This window comes from Paenibacillus sp. FSL K6-2859 (genome assembly GCF_038008265.1).
Classification (GTDB): Bacteria; Bacillota; Bacilli; order Paenibacillales; family Paenibacillaceae; genus Paenibacillus_AQ; species Paenibacillus_AQ nitricinens.
Genome location: NZ_JBBOYU010000001.1, coordinates 4,932,497 through 4,947,043, shown reverse-complemented (window position 1 = coordinate 4,947,043; position 14,547 = coordinate 4,932,497). Strand labels below are relative to the sequence as shown.

Genomic DNA, 14,547 nt, shown 5'->3' with positions numbered 1-14,547 from the left:
AGAAGTTATGCAAGAGTGCAGTGTTTTTCGTCCTCCAAAATTTAAAATAATACTGTTGCTGCTCCCATGCTTCTTCATTCTATGGTTTGCAGGTACAGCTCAAGTGGCCATAGCTTCTCCAGCGTCAGGATCGGGCGTTAATGCCTCCCCGGTAGACCAGTGGGTCAAGGGTCAGGTGAACAATCTGCCAACAGATAAGGTGGAGTCGTACTGGGATCAACTGATGAAGGATTACGGAGGTTTTTTTCCAGACGGGGCAACACCATCACTTATGGACATGCTGCTTCCAGGGGATAAGGGACTCAGCTTGCAAGGTGTATTATCTGGGCTACTTGGTTTTATGTGGCATGAGGTGTTGTACAACGGAAGGCTGCTGGTCACGATTGTCATGGTCAGTGTGCTCAGCATGATACTGGAGACGCTACAAACCGCTTTTGAGCGAAAAACGGTCAGCAAGGTGGCTTATACGCTCTGCTATATGGTAGTGCTCGTTATTGCCGTGAACAGCTTCAATATCGCTATAGGTTATGCGAAGGATGCTATCGACCGGATGATTGATTTTATGATGGCCATGATTCCGCTACTGTTCGCGTTACTGGCTTCCATGGGGAACATTGTTACCGTCTCGGTCACACATCCACTAATTGTTTTTATGATTCATACCGTTGGCACACTGATCCATACCATTGTCTTTCCACTATTATTCTTTTCAGCGGTGCTACATCTCGTGAGTGCACTGTCGGAGAAATACAAGCTGACCCAGCTGGCGAATCTGCTAAGAAATATCGGAGCTGGATTACTAGGAGTACTGCTCACTGTGTTCCTCGGTGTGATTTCAGTCAGGGGAATTACGAGTTCAGTGACAGATGGGGTTACGATCAGGGCCGCTAAATATATTACAGGCAACTTTGTTCCGGTCATCGGAAAAATGTTCGCGGATGCTACAGACACAGTGATCTCAGCTTCACTTCTGGTGAAGAACGCCATTGGGTTATCCGGTGTCATCATCATTTTGTTCCTTTGTGCTTTTCCAGCGATCAAAATCCTGGTGCTTGCTCTGATCTACAATGTAGCTGCTGCTGTAATGCAGCCCTTAGGAGAGACGCCGATTGTGGTCTGCCTCCAGACGATCGGAAAAAGCATGGTGTACGTATTCGCAGCTTTGGCAGCGGTATCGTTAATGTTTTTTATGGCCGTCACGATCATGCTAACCGCTGGCAATTTAACCGTCATGATGAGGTGAATCTGCTGACAAAACTTAGCGGGTGCTTTCGGAGTGAGTTTTGTACGAAGTAAATTCGCGAAGGCTATGCTAACAAAACTTAGCGGGTGCTTTCGGAGTGAGTTTTGTACGAAGTAAATTCGCTGAAGGCTATGCTAACAAAACTTTTAGGAGGAAAAAATGAGCTGGTTAGGAGGATGGCTGCGGGAGATCATTCTTGTCGTATTGTTGGCATCGTTCGTTGAGTTACTCCTTCCGAGTAAGTCCATGGAGCGGTATGCAAGGCTGGTGCTGAGCCTCCTGATCTTACTTACCATGCTTAGCCCAATCGTTTCTCTCCTTAAAGGTGACGCCATAGCCGAGCTGAGTATAGCCATGGGTCGTCAGGAGAAAGAAGGAGGCTTGTTCACAGGAGGGGGAAGTGGAGATCCCTCTTTGGAAAAGATTCTGGCAGATGGTCAGAAGCTTGCACAAGGGCGCCAGGATCAAAGCCTAAAGCTGGCCGCAGAAGAGGTTGCTGAGCAAATGAGGGAGCAGATCATCAGCGAGACCGGAAAACGCGGGGTTAATGTCACTGTAACGCTCGGCATGGGGAAATCCGGCGGCTCTGGTAATGAAGATGTTCCTGTCATCTCCGCAGTGAAGGTCTCAATGTCCCAAGCAACAGTTAATTCTATAGGGGCTTCCGGTACTTCCAGCGCAGCCGCTGCTCCGCCAATTGCAATCGCTCCTGTAGAGCCTGTAGAAGTAAAGATCGGAACGAATCCAGAGAATGGATCAGCTTCTGCAGATGAGCCCAAAGCAGTGAACGGAAATGTAACAGAAAATAACACATCTTCAAGTGAAACGGAGTCCATCGTAAAGCTGTTGGAACAAAAATGGGATTTGGATCCCAAAGTAATCCAAGTGGATGGCGGCGTTGTGAATAACGTCAAGTTATGAGTCTGTAGCTTCTAAACGATCAAGGTTAGGAGGGATAGGAGTGGGCAATTGGCTGAAAAAGCTGGAGCAATGGGCTGGGGGTGGGGCTGGCAGTCCGAAGAGAAGTCATACTTTACGCTGGCTAATCATTCTGGGTCTGCTGGGCGCAGCGATTATGCTGTTTAATTCCTTCGTCAATGTGAAGAAGATTGATAACGAGAATACGGGGCGTGAGCCACCGCAGAATCAGTCTTCCCAAACGGCGCTGGTGCAGAGTGATCCAACAACAAGCAATTCATTCGAAAGCATTGAACTGGCGATGGAGAACCGAATGAAGGAGATTTTAGAGAAAATCGTTGGCGTCGGTACCGTCGATATTATGGTTACCGTGGAGTCAACAGAAGAAATTGTCGTGGTGCGCAATATGAACGACTCCCAGCAGCTTAGTGAAGAGACGGATGCCAGTGGTGGTAAACGTCACACGACGCAATATACAAGGGATGGCGAAATCGTAACCTACTCACAATCGGGCGATGAGACACCTATTGTGACGAAGCGGATTAAGCCTCAGGTTCGTGGCGTACTGGTAGTTGCCAAAGGGGCAGAGAACAAGGTTGTCCGTGGACTCATAGAGCAGGCTATCGAAAAAGGCTTGTATGTTCCGATTCAGCGGATTTCAGTAGTACCACGCAAACAAGAGTAGCAGGAGAAAGTCAAGAAGTGAGTGCTTCCGAAGCAGCCACTAGATTAAATTTTAGGAGGAATAAGAAATGAACGGCAAAAGACAAACAATATGGTTGGTTTCTATGCTCAGTTTGATGGTTGTACTCTCGGCATACTATTTATTTACTGAAGATTCAGGTGCATCGGTTCCAAAAGACACGGCAGGGACAATGCAGGTGGATTCTCTGAAAAAAGACACAGCAAACGCAGCGTTACCAACGGTTGGCGACAAAGGTATCGTAGTGAATGAAGTGGTTAGTCAAGGAGATGTAGTTGCTGATGAAGGCGTTGTAGATAGCGCTAGCAGCATTAAAGCCGCTGACGATAGTGCAACCACTGCAACTACTGATGACAGTGCAACTACAGCGGTTAAGGATGATAGCAGTAAAGCAGCAGACAGCGGTAACTCTGAGAAAGCTTCGACGGACACTGCTGCAAAAGACTCCAGTAAAACTTCTGAAACAGCAGCTAAGGATACAGTAACTAAGGATACGGCAGCTAAGGATACAGCGGCTACTACAACATCCAAAACCCCTGCTAAGAATGATAAAGAAATCCTGGATGAAGTAGCTTCACAAAGTGTATCGGCGAGCAGCATGTTCACTAACTACCTGTATGAACGTGAACAAAAGAATCTAAAGAGCCAACAAGACTTACTCGCTTTGATTAACGACATGGAGAAGACGCCTGCTGATAACGCAGTTGCTCAAGAACAGCTCCTTAACCTGGAAGAAAAAGAATCTAAAATTACGGGCATTGAAGAACAGCTTCAACAAAAATATGGGGAAGCCATCGTGAAGGAAGAAGCTGGGGACAGCTATAAAGTAGTCGTACTGAGTGAGAAGCTGGATGTAAAACAAGCGGTTAGCATCGTTGATCTCGTAATGAAAGAACTGAGTGTGTCTCAGGATAAAGTTAGTGTTCAGTATGTTTCCGAGAAATAATAAGACGTGAAATTATAGGGAATATGACGAAAGAGCTCGGGTTCTCCCGGGCTCTTTCCATTTCTAGCGTTTATGATATAATACATAAAGTTATCTTGTCCGCTTAAGAAGTGGCTTCGAGAGAAAGCTGAAGGAGTGAACTAATGTATGTTCAAGTTGAGCGAAATTAAGGAATTAATTAAATTGCTGGACCAGACCTCCTCTGTACATGAGTTGGAGATCGAAAGCGAAGGAATGAAGCTTGCAATTCGCAAACCGGATCGCCCTGAAGCTGATGGAACAGCAGTACAGGCGACTCCTTATAATGCCTATCCCTTTACGCCTGCCCCGCAGCCGCAGAGCGTGCAGCAAGTGTCCTATCCAGTAATCAGTGAGGTTCCTCCAGCGCAGCAGGCACAAGCCGCCGCAGAAGGCAAACTACATAAAATTGTATCTCCAATGGTGGGAACATTTTATAGTGCCGCTTCTCCGGAAATGCCGTCGTTCGTTAATGTTGGAGACCGTGTTGGTGAGAAAACAACGGTATGCATTATCGAAGCGATGAAGCTGATGAATGAGCTGGAAGCGGAGATTAAAGGTGAAATCGTGTCCGTACTGGCAGAGAATGGTCAGCTTGTAGAATACGGTCAACCCCTATTCTTGGTTAAACCGGAATAAATACCGCAGATTACTTATGGAGCGGAAGCTTCGCAAAACTTTGGGAGGAAACGCATGAACATTCAAAAAGTGTTGATTGCCAACCGCGGCGAAATCGCGGTCCGCATTATTAGGGCCTGCCGAGAACTGGGCATTTCCACCGTCGCGGTCTATTCGGAACCCGACCGGGATTCACTTCATGTCCGGTTGGCTGATGAAGCTTACTGCATCGGTCCGATGCCGTCCAAGGACAGCTATCTGAACTTTACAAATATTATGAGTGTAGCTACCTTAACAGAATGTGATGCCATCCATCCTGGTTATGGATTTTTAGCTGAGAATGCAGATTTTGCAGAGATTTGTGAATCTTGCAATATTATCTTCATTGGGCCATCTCCAGATGCAATCAACCGTATGGGTGATAAAGCTGTGGCGAAGGAAACCATGAAGCTGGCTGGAGTTCCGATCATCCCGGGCTCAGAAGGCCTTGTAGGTGATGTTGAGGAAGCCGTCATGCTGGGCCGTGATATCGGATACCCGATTATCGTTAAGGCTACCGCAGGTGGCGGGGGTAAGGGCATCCGGATTGCTGAGGACGAGGAATCATTGGTGAAGCAGATTACTGCTGCACAACAGGAAGCGCAGAAGGCGTTCGGCAACGCTGGTGTATATTTGGAAAAGTACCTTACAGGTATGAAGCACGTAGAAATTCAAATTATTGCAGATAAGCATGGTAATGTAGTGCATTTAGGTGAACGCGACTGCTCCGTACAGCGTCGTCGCCAAAAGCTGATTGAAGAGGCACCTTGTTCTGTACTTACACCGGATATCCGTGAAGCGATGGGGAATGCAGCAGTTCGTGCAGCACTCGCAGTGAATTATTCGGGAGCAGGAACGCTTGAATTCTTGCTTGGACCGGATGGACAGTTCTACTTCATGGAGATGAATACTCGTATTCAGGTAGAGCATCCGGTAACGGAAATGGTTACGGGTGTGGATTTGATCAAGGAAATGATTTCGGTTGCAGAAGGAAATCCTTTGTCCTTTACACAGGAAGATATCGAGATTAATGGCTGGTCGATTGAATGCCGTATCAATGCGGAAGATCCAGAGCGTAATTTTATGCCTTCACCAGGTAAAATCGGCTTTTATTTGCCGCCTGGAGGTCTTGGTGTTCGTGTAGACAGCGCGGCGTACCCTGGTTATACGATTTCCCCTTTCTATGATTCTATGATTGCAAAGCTGATTGTATGGGCACCCACACGTCAGGAAGCGATTGCAAAGATGAAGCGCGCCTTGGCTGAATTTGCCGTGGAGGGAATCCATACTACGATCCCTTTCCACCAGAAACTGTTGGAGCATCCTGTATTTCTGGATGGTAATTTTGACATCAAGTTTCTGGAAGAGTATGAAATTTAGGACGACTTCGCTTTGTTTGTCATAAAGTTCGTCAAATGATATAGTATGTTTAATAAGAGACGTGCTTTACGCTTGAATTTATGAGAATCTTTGTTGAAAGGTGTGAAGTCTAAAATGAGTACATTGCCGACAGAATACGAACGGACAGAAATCGGTGAGATCCAGATTGCTCCTGAAGTGATCGAGGTGATCGCAGGTTTAGCGACCGTTGAGGTTAAAGGTGTAGCTGGCATGAGCGGTGGTTTCGCCGGTGGTATTGTTGAGCTTCTCGGACGTAAGAACTTGTCTAAAGGAGTTAAAGTAGAGGTTGGACAACGCGAAGCTGCAGTGGATGTTTCTGTAATCATTGAATATGGTAACCGTCTTCCTGAAGTGGCTGCTGAAATTCAGCGTAATGTTAAGCGTTCCATCGAGACTATGACTGGTCTGACTGTTGTGGAAGTGAATGTGCATATTCATGATGTACAGTTCAAGAACAACAACACTGTCGACAAGAACGAGGAAGCTGAAACGATTCTTCGCGTGAAATAACAGTCGTCGTTCTTCCATAAACCCCCGACAGCAAAGTCGAGGGTTTACTCTAATTTAAGGAGGTTATGAGACTCGTGGCAAAAATTTTGGACAGACTTTTGCTGTTTGTCTACAGCTTAAGTATCGGAATATTATCTGTTATTGCCATCCTCCTCTTGAGCGGTGCTATTCCTAAAACTTTGGAGATTGAGAATGGACCAGCAGCTTATATTACTGCAATTGTAGTAGCAGTTGTCTTGTTCCTTCTGAGCATCCGATTTTTCTACATCTCTTTGCGTCGTGATCGCGCTTCTTTACCTTCTGTTGATCAGCGTACGGAGTATGGGGATATCCAGATTTCAGTGGAGACCATTGAGAATCTGAGTTTGAAGGCTGCCGGTAAAGTGAAGGGAATCAGAGATCTCAAATCGCGTATTCGCGTTTCTCAGGCGGGCCTTGAAATTACAATTCGCGCAGTAGTGGATGGTGAACATTCATTGCCGCTGCTAACCACAGAAGTGCAACGTCAGGTGCATGATTTTGTGCAGGAGACAACCGGTATTCCGGTTGCGGATGTGTCTGTATATATTGCTAACCTTACGCAGTCTCCAAGCTTCAAAAGTCGAGTGGAATAGAGGTGAATTTCCCTTATGTCTTGGAAAGAAGTATGGGAAAGTCACGGGGGTAGAATCGCCGGAGTGACTTTCGGCATTGGTCTAGGGTTGATATATTTAATTTGCGGTTTTTGGGATATGTTGTTCTTTGCACTGGTAGTGTTCATCGGATATACGTTCGGCAAAAGAAAGGATAACGCAGAGGCTCCCCTGTTTCAGTGGCAGGAGCTGATTACGCGTCTATCCGGACGCTGGCGTCCCTTCAAGTGAACCGCGATAGTCTTTTTCCCGGAGCAGGAAGCCGTAAGTTTGTGTTGTCCAATGCCCCTGGAAGAAAGACTTTGCGGTTTTTTTAATTGGAAAAGGTATCTTAAACGGACATCGGACAATAATCCTCTAAGGATTAGGGATAGAATTCGAAGGATTTGGGCTTAAAATAATTATAGGCGATGTGATTAAAGTCTGAATTATTATTACGCTTGAGGTGTGAAGTTATATGTATGGTTGCCCGACGTTATAGAAGTTTGAGTAAAGATGTTAATGCGATATAAGATTTTAGGAGGAACACATGAAAAGACGTATAGCGAGAGAGATTATTGTCCAAAGCCTGTATCAGATGGAAATGAACGATGTAGAGAGCGCAGAAGCCGTAGAGATGCTACTGGAGGAAGCTTCAGAGGAGAATGAAACCGAACGTGTAATTACGGACGAAATTCAGCTTAAGCATTATGTGGTGGAGCATGTAAACGGTGTGTGGGAGCACAAGGTTGCAATTGACGATATGCTTGAGCATTACTTGAAAGGCTGGCAAATGAGCCGTCTGTCACGTGTGGATCGTCAAATTTTACGTCTTGCGGCGTATGAAATGGTGTTCGCGAATGATGTTCCGGCTAAGGTTGCTGTGAATGAGGCTATAGATTTGGCCAAGCATTTTGGAACGGATGATTCCGGTAAGTTTGTAAACGGTGTGCTTGGTAAGATGATTCAGGAGATAGATACAATTAAAGCTGACCATTCTTAATTTTTATAAATATAAGTAAGTATAAGTTATTCACCTATTCTTTATGTTTTATATTTCTCGCATAAACGCTTACCGTTCTCATAAGGACGCCAAAGGCGTTTATGCTTGTACAATAGTAAAGTATATAAAAGGGGAGAGACTATCATGACAGCAGCAATCATCAGTGGTAAACAAGTATCTGAGGAAATTCGTATTGGTATTGCCCAGGAGGTTGCTGAACTGGCGAAACGTGGCGTGAAGCCCGGTCTGGCAGTAATTCTAGTAGGTGAAGATCCAGGATCACAAGTGTATGTTCGCAACAAGGAAAAATCTTGTATTAGCCTTGGTTTCCATTCGGAAGTGCATAAACTGGATGAGTCTACTACGCAAGAAGAATTGCTAGCTCTCGTAGCGCAGCTTAATGAACGCGATGATATTGATGGGATTCTAGTTCAACTTCCATTGCCTAAGCATATTGAGGAAAAAGCTGTTATTGATGCGATCTCCGTGGAGAAAGACGTTGACGGCTTCCACCCTGTAAATGTAGGTAACCTAGTGATTGGTGCTGACAGTCTGCTTCCTTGTACACCGGCAGGTGTAATTGAACTAATTAAACGAACAGGAACAGGAATGGCTGGTAAACATGCTGTGGTCATTGGCCGCAGTAATATTGTAGGCAAGCCTGTATCTTTGTTATTGCAACGTGAGAATGCTACTGTGACGATGTGCCATTCCCGTACAGCTAATATGCAAGAAATTAGCCGTCAAGCGGATATTCTAGTTGTTGCGATCGGACGCGCGAACTTCATTGACGCTTCGTACGTGAAACCGGGTGCTGTTGTCATTGATGTGGGTATGAACCGTTTGGATAACGGTAAGCTTGCAGGTGACGTTGATTATGATAGTGCAAAAGAAGTTGCCGGATACATCACACCTGTTCCGGGTGGGGTTGGACCGATGACGATTACAATGCTGATGAGCAACACGCTGATTGCGGCTAAACGCCGTCACGGCTTGGAATAGGGGTAGGAATTCATGGCGGCAGAGCGGCAGGTCTATTCGATAAAAGAACTCAACCGTTACATCCGCATGAAGCTAGACTCGGATAATTTACTTTCGGATGTATGGATTCGCGGAGAGATTTCCAACTTTACGCATCATGGTAGCGGTCATATGTATTTCACGCTAAAGGATGAGAGCAGTCGGATCAAAGCGATTATGTTTGCTTCTCATAACCAGCGCCTGCCCTTTATTCCGAAGGAAGGTGCTCGGGTAATTGCTAGAGGTAATGTGACCGTATATGAACGGGACGGGCAGTATCAGTTCTATGCCACACACATGCAGCCAGATGGAATTGGTAGTCTATATTTAGCCTATGAGCAGCTGAAGAGCAAGCTTGAGCAAGAGGGGCTGTTTGCAGAAGCGCGTAAACGCCCTTTGCCTCGCTTTCCAAAGTGCATTGGCGTGATTACTTCGCCAACGGGGGCAGCAGTACGGGATATCGTGATTACACTCCAGCGGCGGTTTCCGCAGGTGGCTATTGTAATCTATCCCGTACTGGTGCAAGGCAAAGGCGCCGCACCTTCGATTGTGAAGGCGATTGGAGCGCTGAACCGCATGGGTGAGGCCGACGTGCTTATCGTCGGCCGCGGCGGCGGTTCGCTCGAGGAGCTGTGGGCGTTTAACGAGGAGGAAGTAGCGCGAGCGATATCGGCATCAGGGATTCCGGTCATCTCGGCCGTTGGCCACGAGACCGATTTCACGATTGCCGATTTCGCCGCCGACCTCCGCGCGGCTACGCCCACAGCGGCCGCGGAGCTGGCCGTGCCACATGCCGGCGAGCTAGCTGCGCAGCTTCGCGGGCAGCAGCAGCGGCTGCGCCAAGCGCTGCAAAGACGCGCCCAGCGCGGACGCGAGCGTCACGCGGGGCTGGAACGCTCGCTGGCGCTGGCAGGCCCGCGCCGCTCGCTGATGCAGCACACGCAGCGGCTGGATCAGCTGCGTGAGCGGCTCCAGCGCTCAGCGGATGCACGGCTCAGCCGTTCCCGCGAGCGCAAAGCTGTGCTGCATCATAGTCTGCAGCGGTTCCATCCGCACGGCAGTGTTGCCGCTGCGCGTCAGCGCACTGAAAGCATGCGCCGTGAGCTGATGGGCGCTATGCAGGCCCGCCTGCAGGAGAAGCGAGCTCGCTATGTAGCGGAGATTCGTCATCTGGATGCACTGAGCCCTCTTAAAGTTATGTCGAGAGGCTACAGCTTAGTCTATGACGAAGCAGAAGAACATTTAATCAAATCGCTGACCGAAGTACAGCTTGGCGATCTTGTAGTGATAAAGATGAATGACGGACAGCTGAACTGCCAGGTATGGGGAATGAAGGAGGGTGGCAAAGACGATGACGAAGGAAGCGGAACTTGATTTTGAAGGCGCCATGGACCGGCTGGAGGAAATCGTACGTGAGCTTGAACACGGCGACGTTCCCCTGGAGAAGGCCATCGATTTATTTCAGCAAGGTATGAAGTTATCTCAGCTTTGCGGCAGTAAGCTTGAGCAGGTAGAGCGTAAGATCGAAATGATTACCCTAGAGGACGGAGAACTGCGTAAGAAGCCGTTTGGTGCACGTCTGGAAGGGGACGCCGATGACTCGCTTTGAGCATGAGCTTGAGAGAAGCTCTGAAGGAGAAACACTGCGTCAGCCACTGGAGGAATACATTGCGTCCTTAAGCGATCTAGTCTCACATGAACTAGAGGTTATTCTCCCCGCGCAATGGATGGTTCCAGAGAATTTGCAGCAAGCCATGAAGTATTCACTTATGGCTGGGGGCAAACGCCTCCGGCCACTGCTGGTGATTATCGCATGTGAAGCACTGGGAGGAAGTCGAGAGGCTGCCCTGCCTGTCGCTGCTGCTATAGAGATGGTACATACCTACTCGTTAATTCATGATGATTTGCCTGCCATGGATAATGATGATTATCGGCGCGGAAAGCTGACGAATCATAAAGTCTTTGGCGAAGCGACCGCTATTCTTGCGGGTGATGCCCTTCTGACCCATGCTTTCTACAGTGTGGTACAAGCCTCGCGTAAATTTGGTGTCCCTGCAGAAAGTGTACTATCCATCGTAGAGGATTTGGCGGAAATGGCAGGTCCTCGTGGTATGGTTGGCGGTCAGATTGCAGATATGGAAGGCGAGCAGGGTCTAACCGATCTTGCACAGCTGAAGTACATTCATCTGCATAAGACAGGGGATTTGATTATCTTTTCGCTGCTAGCTGGCGGTCGTATTGCAGGTGCTAACGAGCAGCAGCTTGAGGCTTTGCATAAATTTGGAACAGCCATTGGACTCGCTTTTCAAATCCAGGATGACATTCTAGATTTAATTGGAGACGAAGGTAAACTTGGCAAAAAAACAGGCAGTGATGTTAAGCAGCATAAAGTAACCTATCCTTATTTTATTGGCCTCGAAGCATCGCGAGAAGAAGTGAAGCAGCTTACTGAAACAGCCCATAATGCTGTTCTGAACGGTGGCTTTCATGATAGCCAGCGCCTGCTGGAAATTGCAGATTACTTAATGGCACGTGATCACTAATTATGAACTTTCGAAACGGCTGTATTTCGACAGCCGTTTCGTTTGTGTTATAATGGGTTTTATATAATTTACAACATCTAGGAAAGCGGGGAACTATACGTGCTGCTTCCACAAATAAATGATCCTGAGCAACTAAAATCATTGTCAGTCGATGAATTGACTACCCTAGCGGAGGAAATTCGTCGATTTCTGATTGAGAAGCTAACAGCAACTGGGGGGCACCTCGGATCCAATCTAGGAGTCGTGGAGCTTACCTTGGCTTTGCATTATTGTTATAACAGCCCTCGGGACAAAATGATTTACGACGTTGGGCACCAGGCATATGTCCACAAAATCCTGACCGGTCGTCAAGACCGCTTCGATACCCTGCGCAAATATCAGGGCTTGTGCGGCTTCGTTAAGCGCTCCGAAAGTGAGCATGATGTGTGGGAAGCTGGACATAGCAGTACCTCATTATCGGCAGCAATGGGAATGGCGATGGCCCGCGATCTCAAGGGTGAAGACAATAAGGTGATTGCCGTGATTGGTGACGGCGCTCTTACTGGTGGAATGGCGTTTGAAGCACTTAACCATATTGGCCATGAGAAGCGTAAGCTGATGGTTATTTTGAACGATAATGAAATGTCGATTGCTCCTAATGTAGGGGCCATGCACAATTATCTAAGCAAAATACGTTCGGATCGCCACTATTTGCGTGCCAAAGACGAGGTAGAAGGGCTGCTTAAGAAGATTCCGGCCATCGGAGGACGTTTAGCGAAGACTGCTGAACAGTTAAAGAATAGTCTCAAATATATGATGGTACCTGGCGTATTGTTTGAAGAGCTCGGCTTTACGTATCTCGGTCCGGTTGATGGACATGATTTGGAGAAGATGATTGATACCTTCCACCAAGCAGATAACGTGGCTGGACCTGTGTTGGTACATGTACTAACAACGAAAGGTAAGGGCTACAAACCGGCTGAGACCGATTTCTATAAATCACATGCCATTTCGCCCTACAAAATTGAGTCGGGTCAGGCGCTTAAAGCTGTGGGTCCTCCAATGTACACGGAAGTATTTGGCGAGACACTGATCGAACTGGGCCGGGAAGATTCCCGTCTGATTGCTGTTACACCTGCGATGCCAGGAGGCTCGGGTTTATTTCCTTTTGCTAAGGAATTTCCCGATCGTATGATTGATGTCGGGATTGCCGAGCAACATGCGGCTACGCTTTGTGCGGCTTTGGCTATGGAAGGGATGAAGCCGGTATATGCGGTGTATTCTACCTTCATGCAGCGTGCCTATGATCAGATCGTCCATGATATTTGCCGACATAACGCGAATGTTATGTTCGCCATTGACCGCGCGGGGTTTGTAGGTGCGGATGGTGAGACTCATCAGGGTGTGTACGATGTTGCTTTTATGCGCCATATTCCGAATATGGTGATGATGATGCCAAAAGACGAAAATGAGCTGCGTCATATGATGAAGACGGCGCTTGAATATAATGATGGTCCGATTGCTTATCGCTATCCGCGTATTAACGGTACAGGTGTAGCAATGGATCCTGAGCTGCGTACTATTCCAATCGGATCATGGGAACGACTACGTACAGGCGAAGGTTATGCTGTTGTAGCCTGTGGACCTATGGTTCAAGTGGCTGAAGAAGCCGCTGATTTACTGAAGCGGGAAGGGATTCAGGTAGGCGTCGTGAATGCGCGGTTCCTGAAGCCACTGGACAACTCCATGCTGCTTGATTTGGCTCACGCTGGAACCAACATGGTTGTTATTGAAGAGGCTTGCCAAGCGGGAAGTCTCGGCAGCTCGGTATTAGAATTCTACGCAGAGAATGAAATTTATGACGCTCGTGTACATCTGATGGGTGTACCTGACATCTTTGTGGAGCACGGCTCTATTAAAGAACAGCGCCAGGAAACAGGTCTTACTGTAGAAGCGCTGTGTGCACGTATCAAGTCCATGATGGCTTTGAGTGCATATAACTACAAAACAACTTCGTCTTCCTAAATGGAAGCCGGAAATTAGCAACCCTTTGAACGATCGGGAGATGACCATGGAACACCGTAAAGAACGGATAGATGTACTACTTGTTGAGCAAGGTTTTTATGAAAGCCGTGAGAAGGCTAAAGCAGCTATTATGGCAGGACTGGTGCTCGCGGATGAAGAACGCATTGAAAAGGCTGGTATGAAGGTGTCACGGGAGGCTACCCTTAAGGTTAAAGGCTCTGTGCATCCCTATGTCAGTCGTGGGGGACTAAAGCTGGAGAAGGCTCTACGCCAATTTAATATTGATCTTACGGGACGGACCATGCTGGACATCGGTGCTTCTACTGGAGGCTTTACGGATTGTGCACTTCAGAATGGGGTAAGCCATGTGTACGCGATTGACGTTGGCTATAATCAGCTGGACTGGTCGCTGCGTAATGATGAACGTGTTAGTGTGATGGAACGAACGAATTTCCGATATATGACGCCTCCAGATTTGGTGGGTCCTATTCCGGATTTTGCGAGTATTGATGTTTCATTTATCTCCTTAAAAATAATTCTTCCACCGCTCAAAGCTTTGCTTAAGCGCCCGGCGGATATTGCTGCGCTGATCAAGCCACAGTTTGAGGCAGGACGGGAGAAGGTTGGTAAATCAGGTGTAATTCGTGATTCTGCTGTTCATAAAGAGGTATTAATTAATGTACTGACCATGGCGGCAGAGCTAGGATACCAGCTGAAGGGATTAACTTTTTCACCGATTACAGGCGGGGAAGGCAATATTGAGTTTCTTGCTCACTGGAGACTAACACCTGAATTGGCGGAAGCTGAAGAAGGTATATTAGAGCCTTCAGAGGCTGTATCAACAGTCCTTCCAGTGGAGAATTTCCCATCCCTAGCGGATGAAGTGATTAAGCAGGCTACGGGTACTTTTAATGTAAATTCGACTCATGGAAACTCATCGCGCCGGTGAGTTTCTTTTTCCATATGGAAA

16 protein-coding genes are annotated in these 14,547 nt (G+C 47.4%); all 16 read left to right on the top strand.

The features are described 5' to 3' along the window. The first annotated feature begins 7 nt into the window (after positions 1-7). A complete protein-coding gene (gene spoIIIAE / locus MHB64_RS22235; RefSeq protein ID WP_094874070.1) occupies positions 8-1,243 on the top strand; it encodes a stage III sporulation protein AE in 1,236 nt (411 codons plus the stop codon). 159 nt (positions 1,244-1,402) lie between these two features. Next, a complete protein-coding gene (gene spoIIIAF, locus MHB64_RS22230; protein ID WP_341135392.1) occupies positions 1,403-2,164 on the top strand; it encodes a stage III sporulation protein AF in 762 nt (253 codons plus the stop codon). 40 nt (positions 2,165-2,204) lie between these two features. After that, complete coding sequence (gene spoIIIAG, locus MHB64_RS22225; protein WP_341135391.1) at positions 2,205-2,846, top strand: stage III sporulation protein AG; 642 nt, start codon at positions 2,205-2,207, stop codon at positions 2,844-2,846. Between the two features lie 67 nt (positions 2,847-2,913). Continuing rightward, entirely contained in the window at positions 2,914-3,810 is an 897-nt protein-coding gene (locus MHB64_RS22220; protein WP_341135390.1) for a SpoIIIAH-like family protein, read from the top strand. 147 nt (positions 3,811-3,957) lie between these two features. Further along, a complete protein-coding gene (accB, locus tag MHB64_RS22215; protein WP_094878591.1) occupies positions 3,958-4,467 on the top strand; it encodes an acetyl-CoA carboxylase biotin carboxyl carrier protein in 510 nt (169 codons plus the stop codon). A 54-nt stretch (positions 4,468-4,521) separates the two neighbouring features. Further along, on the top strand, positions 4,522-5,865 hold the full coding sequence (gene accC, locus MHB64_RS22210; RefSeq protein WP_094874075.1) for an acetyl-CoA carboxylase biotin carboxylase subunit: 1,344 nt from the start codon (positions 4,522-4,524) through the stop codon (positions 5,863-5,865). A gap of 114 nt (positions 5,866-5,979) precedes the next feature. Then, positions 5,980-6,396 carry an Asp23/Gls24 family envelope stress response protein gene (locus MHB64_RS22205; RefSeq protein ID WP_036682829.1) on the top strand — a complete coding sequence of 139 codons (417 nt, stop codon included), beginning with the start codon at positions 5,980-5,982 and terminating at the stop codon, positions 6,394-6,396. 74 nt (positions 6,397-6,470) lie between these two features. Further along, complete coding sequence (amaP, locus tag MHB64_RS22200) at positions 6,471-7,010, top strand: alkaline shock response membrane anchor protein AmaP (RefSeq protein WP_042129814.1); 540 nt, start codon at positions 6,471-6,473, stop codon at positions 7,008-7,010. Between the two features lie 15 nt (positions 7,011-7,025). Further along, the gene (locus MHB64_RS22195) at positions 7,026-7,259 is read left to right on the top strand and encodes a DUF2273 domain-containing protein (protein WP_042190453.1); all 234 of its coding nucleotides are present in this window, start codon (positions 7,026-7,028) and stop codon (positions 7,257-7,259) included. Positions 7,260-7,557: 298 nt separating this feature from the next. Continuing rightward, on the top strand, positions 7,558-8,010 hold the full coding sequence (nusB, locus tag MHB64_RS22190) for a transcription antitermination factor NusB (protein ID WP_042190451.1): 453 nt from the start codon (positions 7,558-7,560) through the stop codon (positions 8,008-8,010). A 144-nt stretch (positions 8,011-8,154) separates the two neighbouring features. Further along, entirely contained in the window at positions 8,155-9,012 is an 858-nt protein-coding gene (folD, locus tag MHB64_RS22185) for a bifunctional methylenetetrahydrofolate dehydrogenase/methenyltetrahydrofolate cyclohydrolase FolD (protein WP_094873655.1), read from the top strand. 12 nt (positions 9,013-9,024) lie between these two features. Continuing rightward, complete coding sequence (gene xseA / locus MHB64_RS22180; protein WP_094873653.1) at positions 9,025-10,404, top strand: exodeoxyribonuclease VII large subunit; 1,380 nt, start codon at positions 9,025-9,027, stop codon at positions 10,402-10,404. Beyond that, a complete protein-coding gene (gene xseB / locus MHB64_RS22175; protein ID WP_042129807.1) occupies positions 10,382-10,639 on the top strand; it encodes an exodeoxyribonuclease VII small subunit in 258 nt (85 codons plus the stop codon). Before xseA ends, xseB begins: the two co-directional genes overlap by 23 nt. After that, positions 10,626-11,573, top strand: a complete 948-nt coding sequence (locus MHB64_RS22170; RefSeq protein ID WP_341135389.1) for a polyprenyl synthetase family protein — start codon at positions 10,626-10,628, stop codon at positions 11,571-11,573. Before xseB ends, MHB64_RS22170 begins: the two co-directional genes overlap by 14 nt. Positions 11,574-11,672: 99 nt before the next feature. Next, a complete protein-coding gene (gene dxs / locus MHB64_RS22165) occupies positions 11,673-13,577 on the top strand; it encodes a 1-deoxy-D-xylulose-5-phosphate synthase (RefSeq protein WP_094873649.1) in 1,905 nt (634 codons plus the stop codon). Positions 13,578-13,623: 46 nt separating this feature from the next. Beyond that, positions 13,624-14,526, top strand: a complete 903-nt coding sequence (locus MHB64_RS22160) for a TlyA family RNA methyltransferase (protein ID WP_094873647.1) — start codon at positions 13,624-13,626, stop codon at positions 14,524-14,526. Positions 14,527-14,547: the final 21 nt, after the last annotated feature.

Bases quoted from the DNA above. Each gene is read 5' to 3' on its own strand.
- spoIIIAE (WP_094874070.1), top strand. From the start codon at position 8: ATGCAAGAGTGCAGTGTTTTTCGTCCTCCAAAATTTAAAATAATACTG.
- spoIIIAF (WP_341135392.1), top strand. From the start codon at position 1,403: ATGAGCTGGTTAGGAGGATGGCTGCGGGAGATCATTCTTGTCGTATTG.
- MHB64_RS22220 (WP_341135390.1), top strand. From the start codon at position 2,914: ATGAACGGCAAAAGACAAACAATATGGTTGGTTTCTATGCTCAGTTTG.
- accB (WP_094878591.1), top strand. From the start codon at position 3,958: ATGTTCAAGTTGAGCGAAATTAAGGAATTAATTAAATTGCTGGACCAG.
- accC (WP_094874075.1), top strand. From the start codon at position 4,522: ATGAACATTCAAAAAGTGTTGATTGCCAACCGCGGCGAAATCGCGGTC.
- MHB64_RS22205 (WP_036682829.1), top strand. From the start codon at position 5,980: ATGAGTACATTGCCGACAGAATACGAACGGACAGAAATCGGTGAGATC.
- MHB64_RS22195 (WP_042190453.1), top strand. From the start codon at position 7,026: ATGTCTTGGAAAGAAGTATGGGAAAGTCACGGGGGTAGAATCGCCGGA.
- nusB (WP_042190451.1), top strand. From the start codon at position 7,558: ATGAAAAGACGTATAGCGAGAGAGATTATTGTCCAAAGCCTGTATCAG.
- folD (WP_094873655.1), top strand. From the start codon at position 8,155: ATGACAGCAGCAATCATCAGTGGTAAACAAGTATCTGAGGAAATTCGT.
- xseA (WP_094873653.1), top strand. From the start codon at position 9,025: ATGGCGGCAGAGCGGCAGGTCTATTCGATAAAAGAACTCAACCGTTAC.
- xseB (WP_042129807.1), top strand. From the start codon at position 10,382: ATGACGAAGGAAGCGGAACTTGATTTTGAAGGCGCCATGGACCGGCTG.
- MHB64_RS22170 (WP_341135389.1), top strand. From the start codon at position 10,626: ATGACTCGCTTTGAGCATGAGCTTGAGAGAAGCTCTGAAGGAGAAACA.
- MHB64_RS22160 (WP_094873647.1), top strand. From the start codon at position 13,624: ATGGAACACCGTAAAGAACGGATAGATGTACTACTTGTTGAGCAAGGT.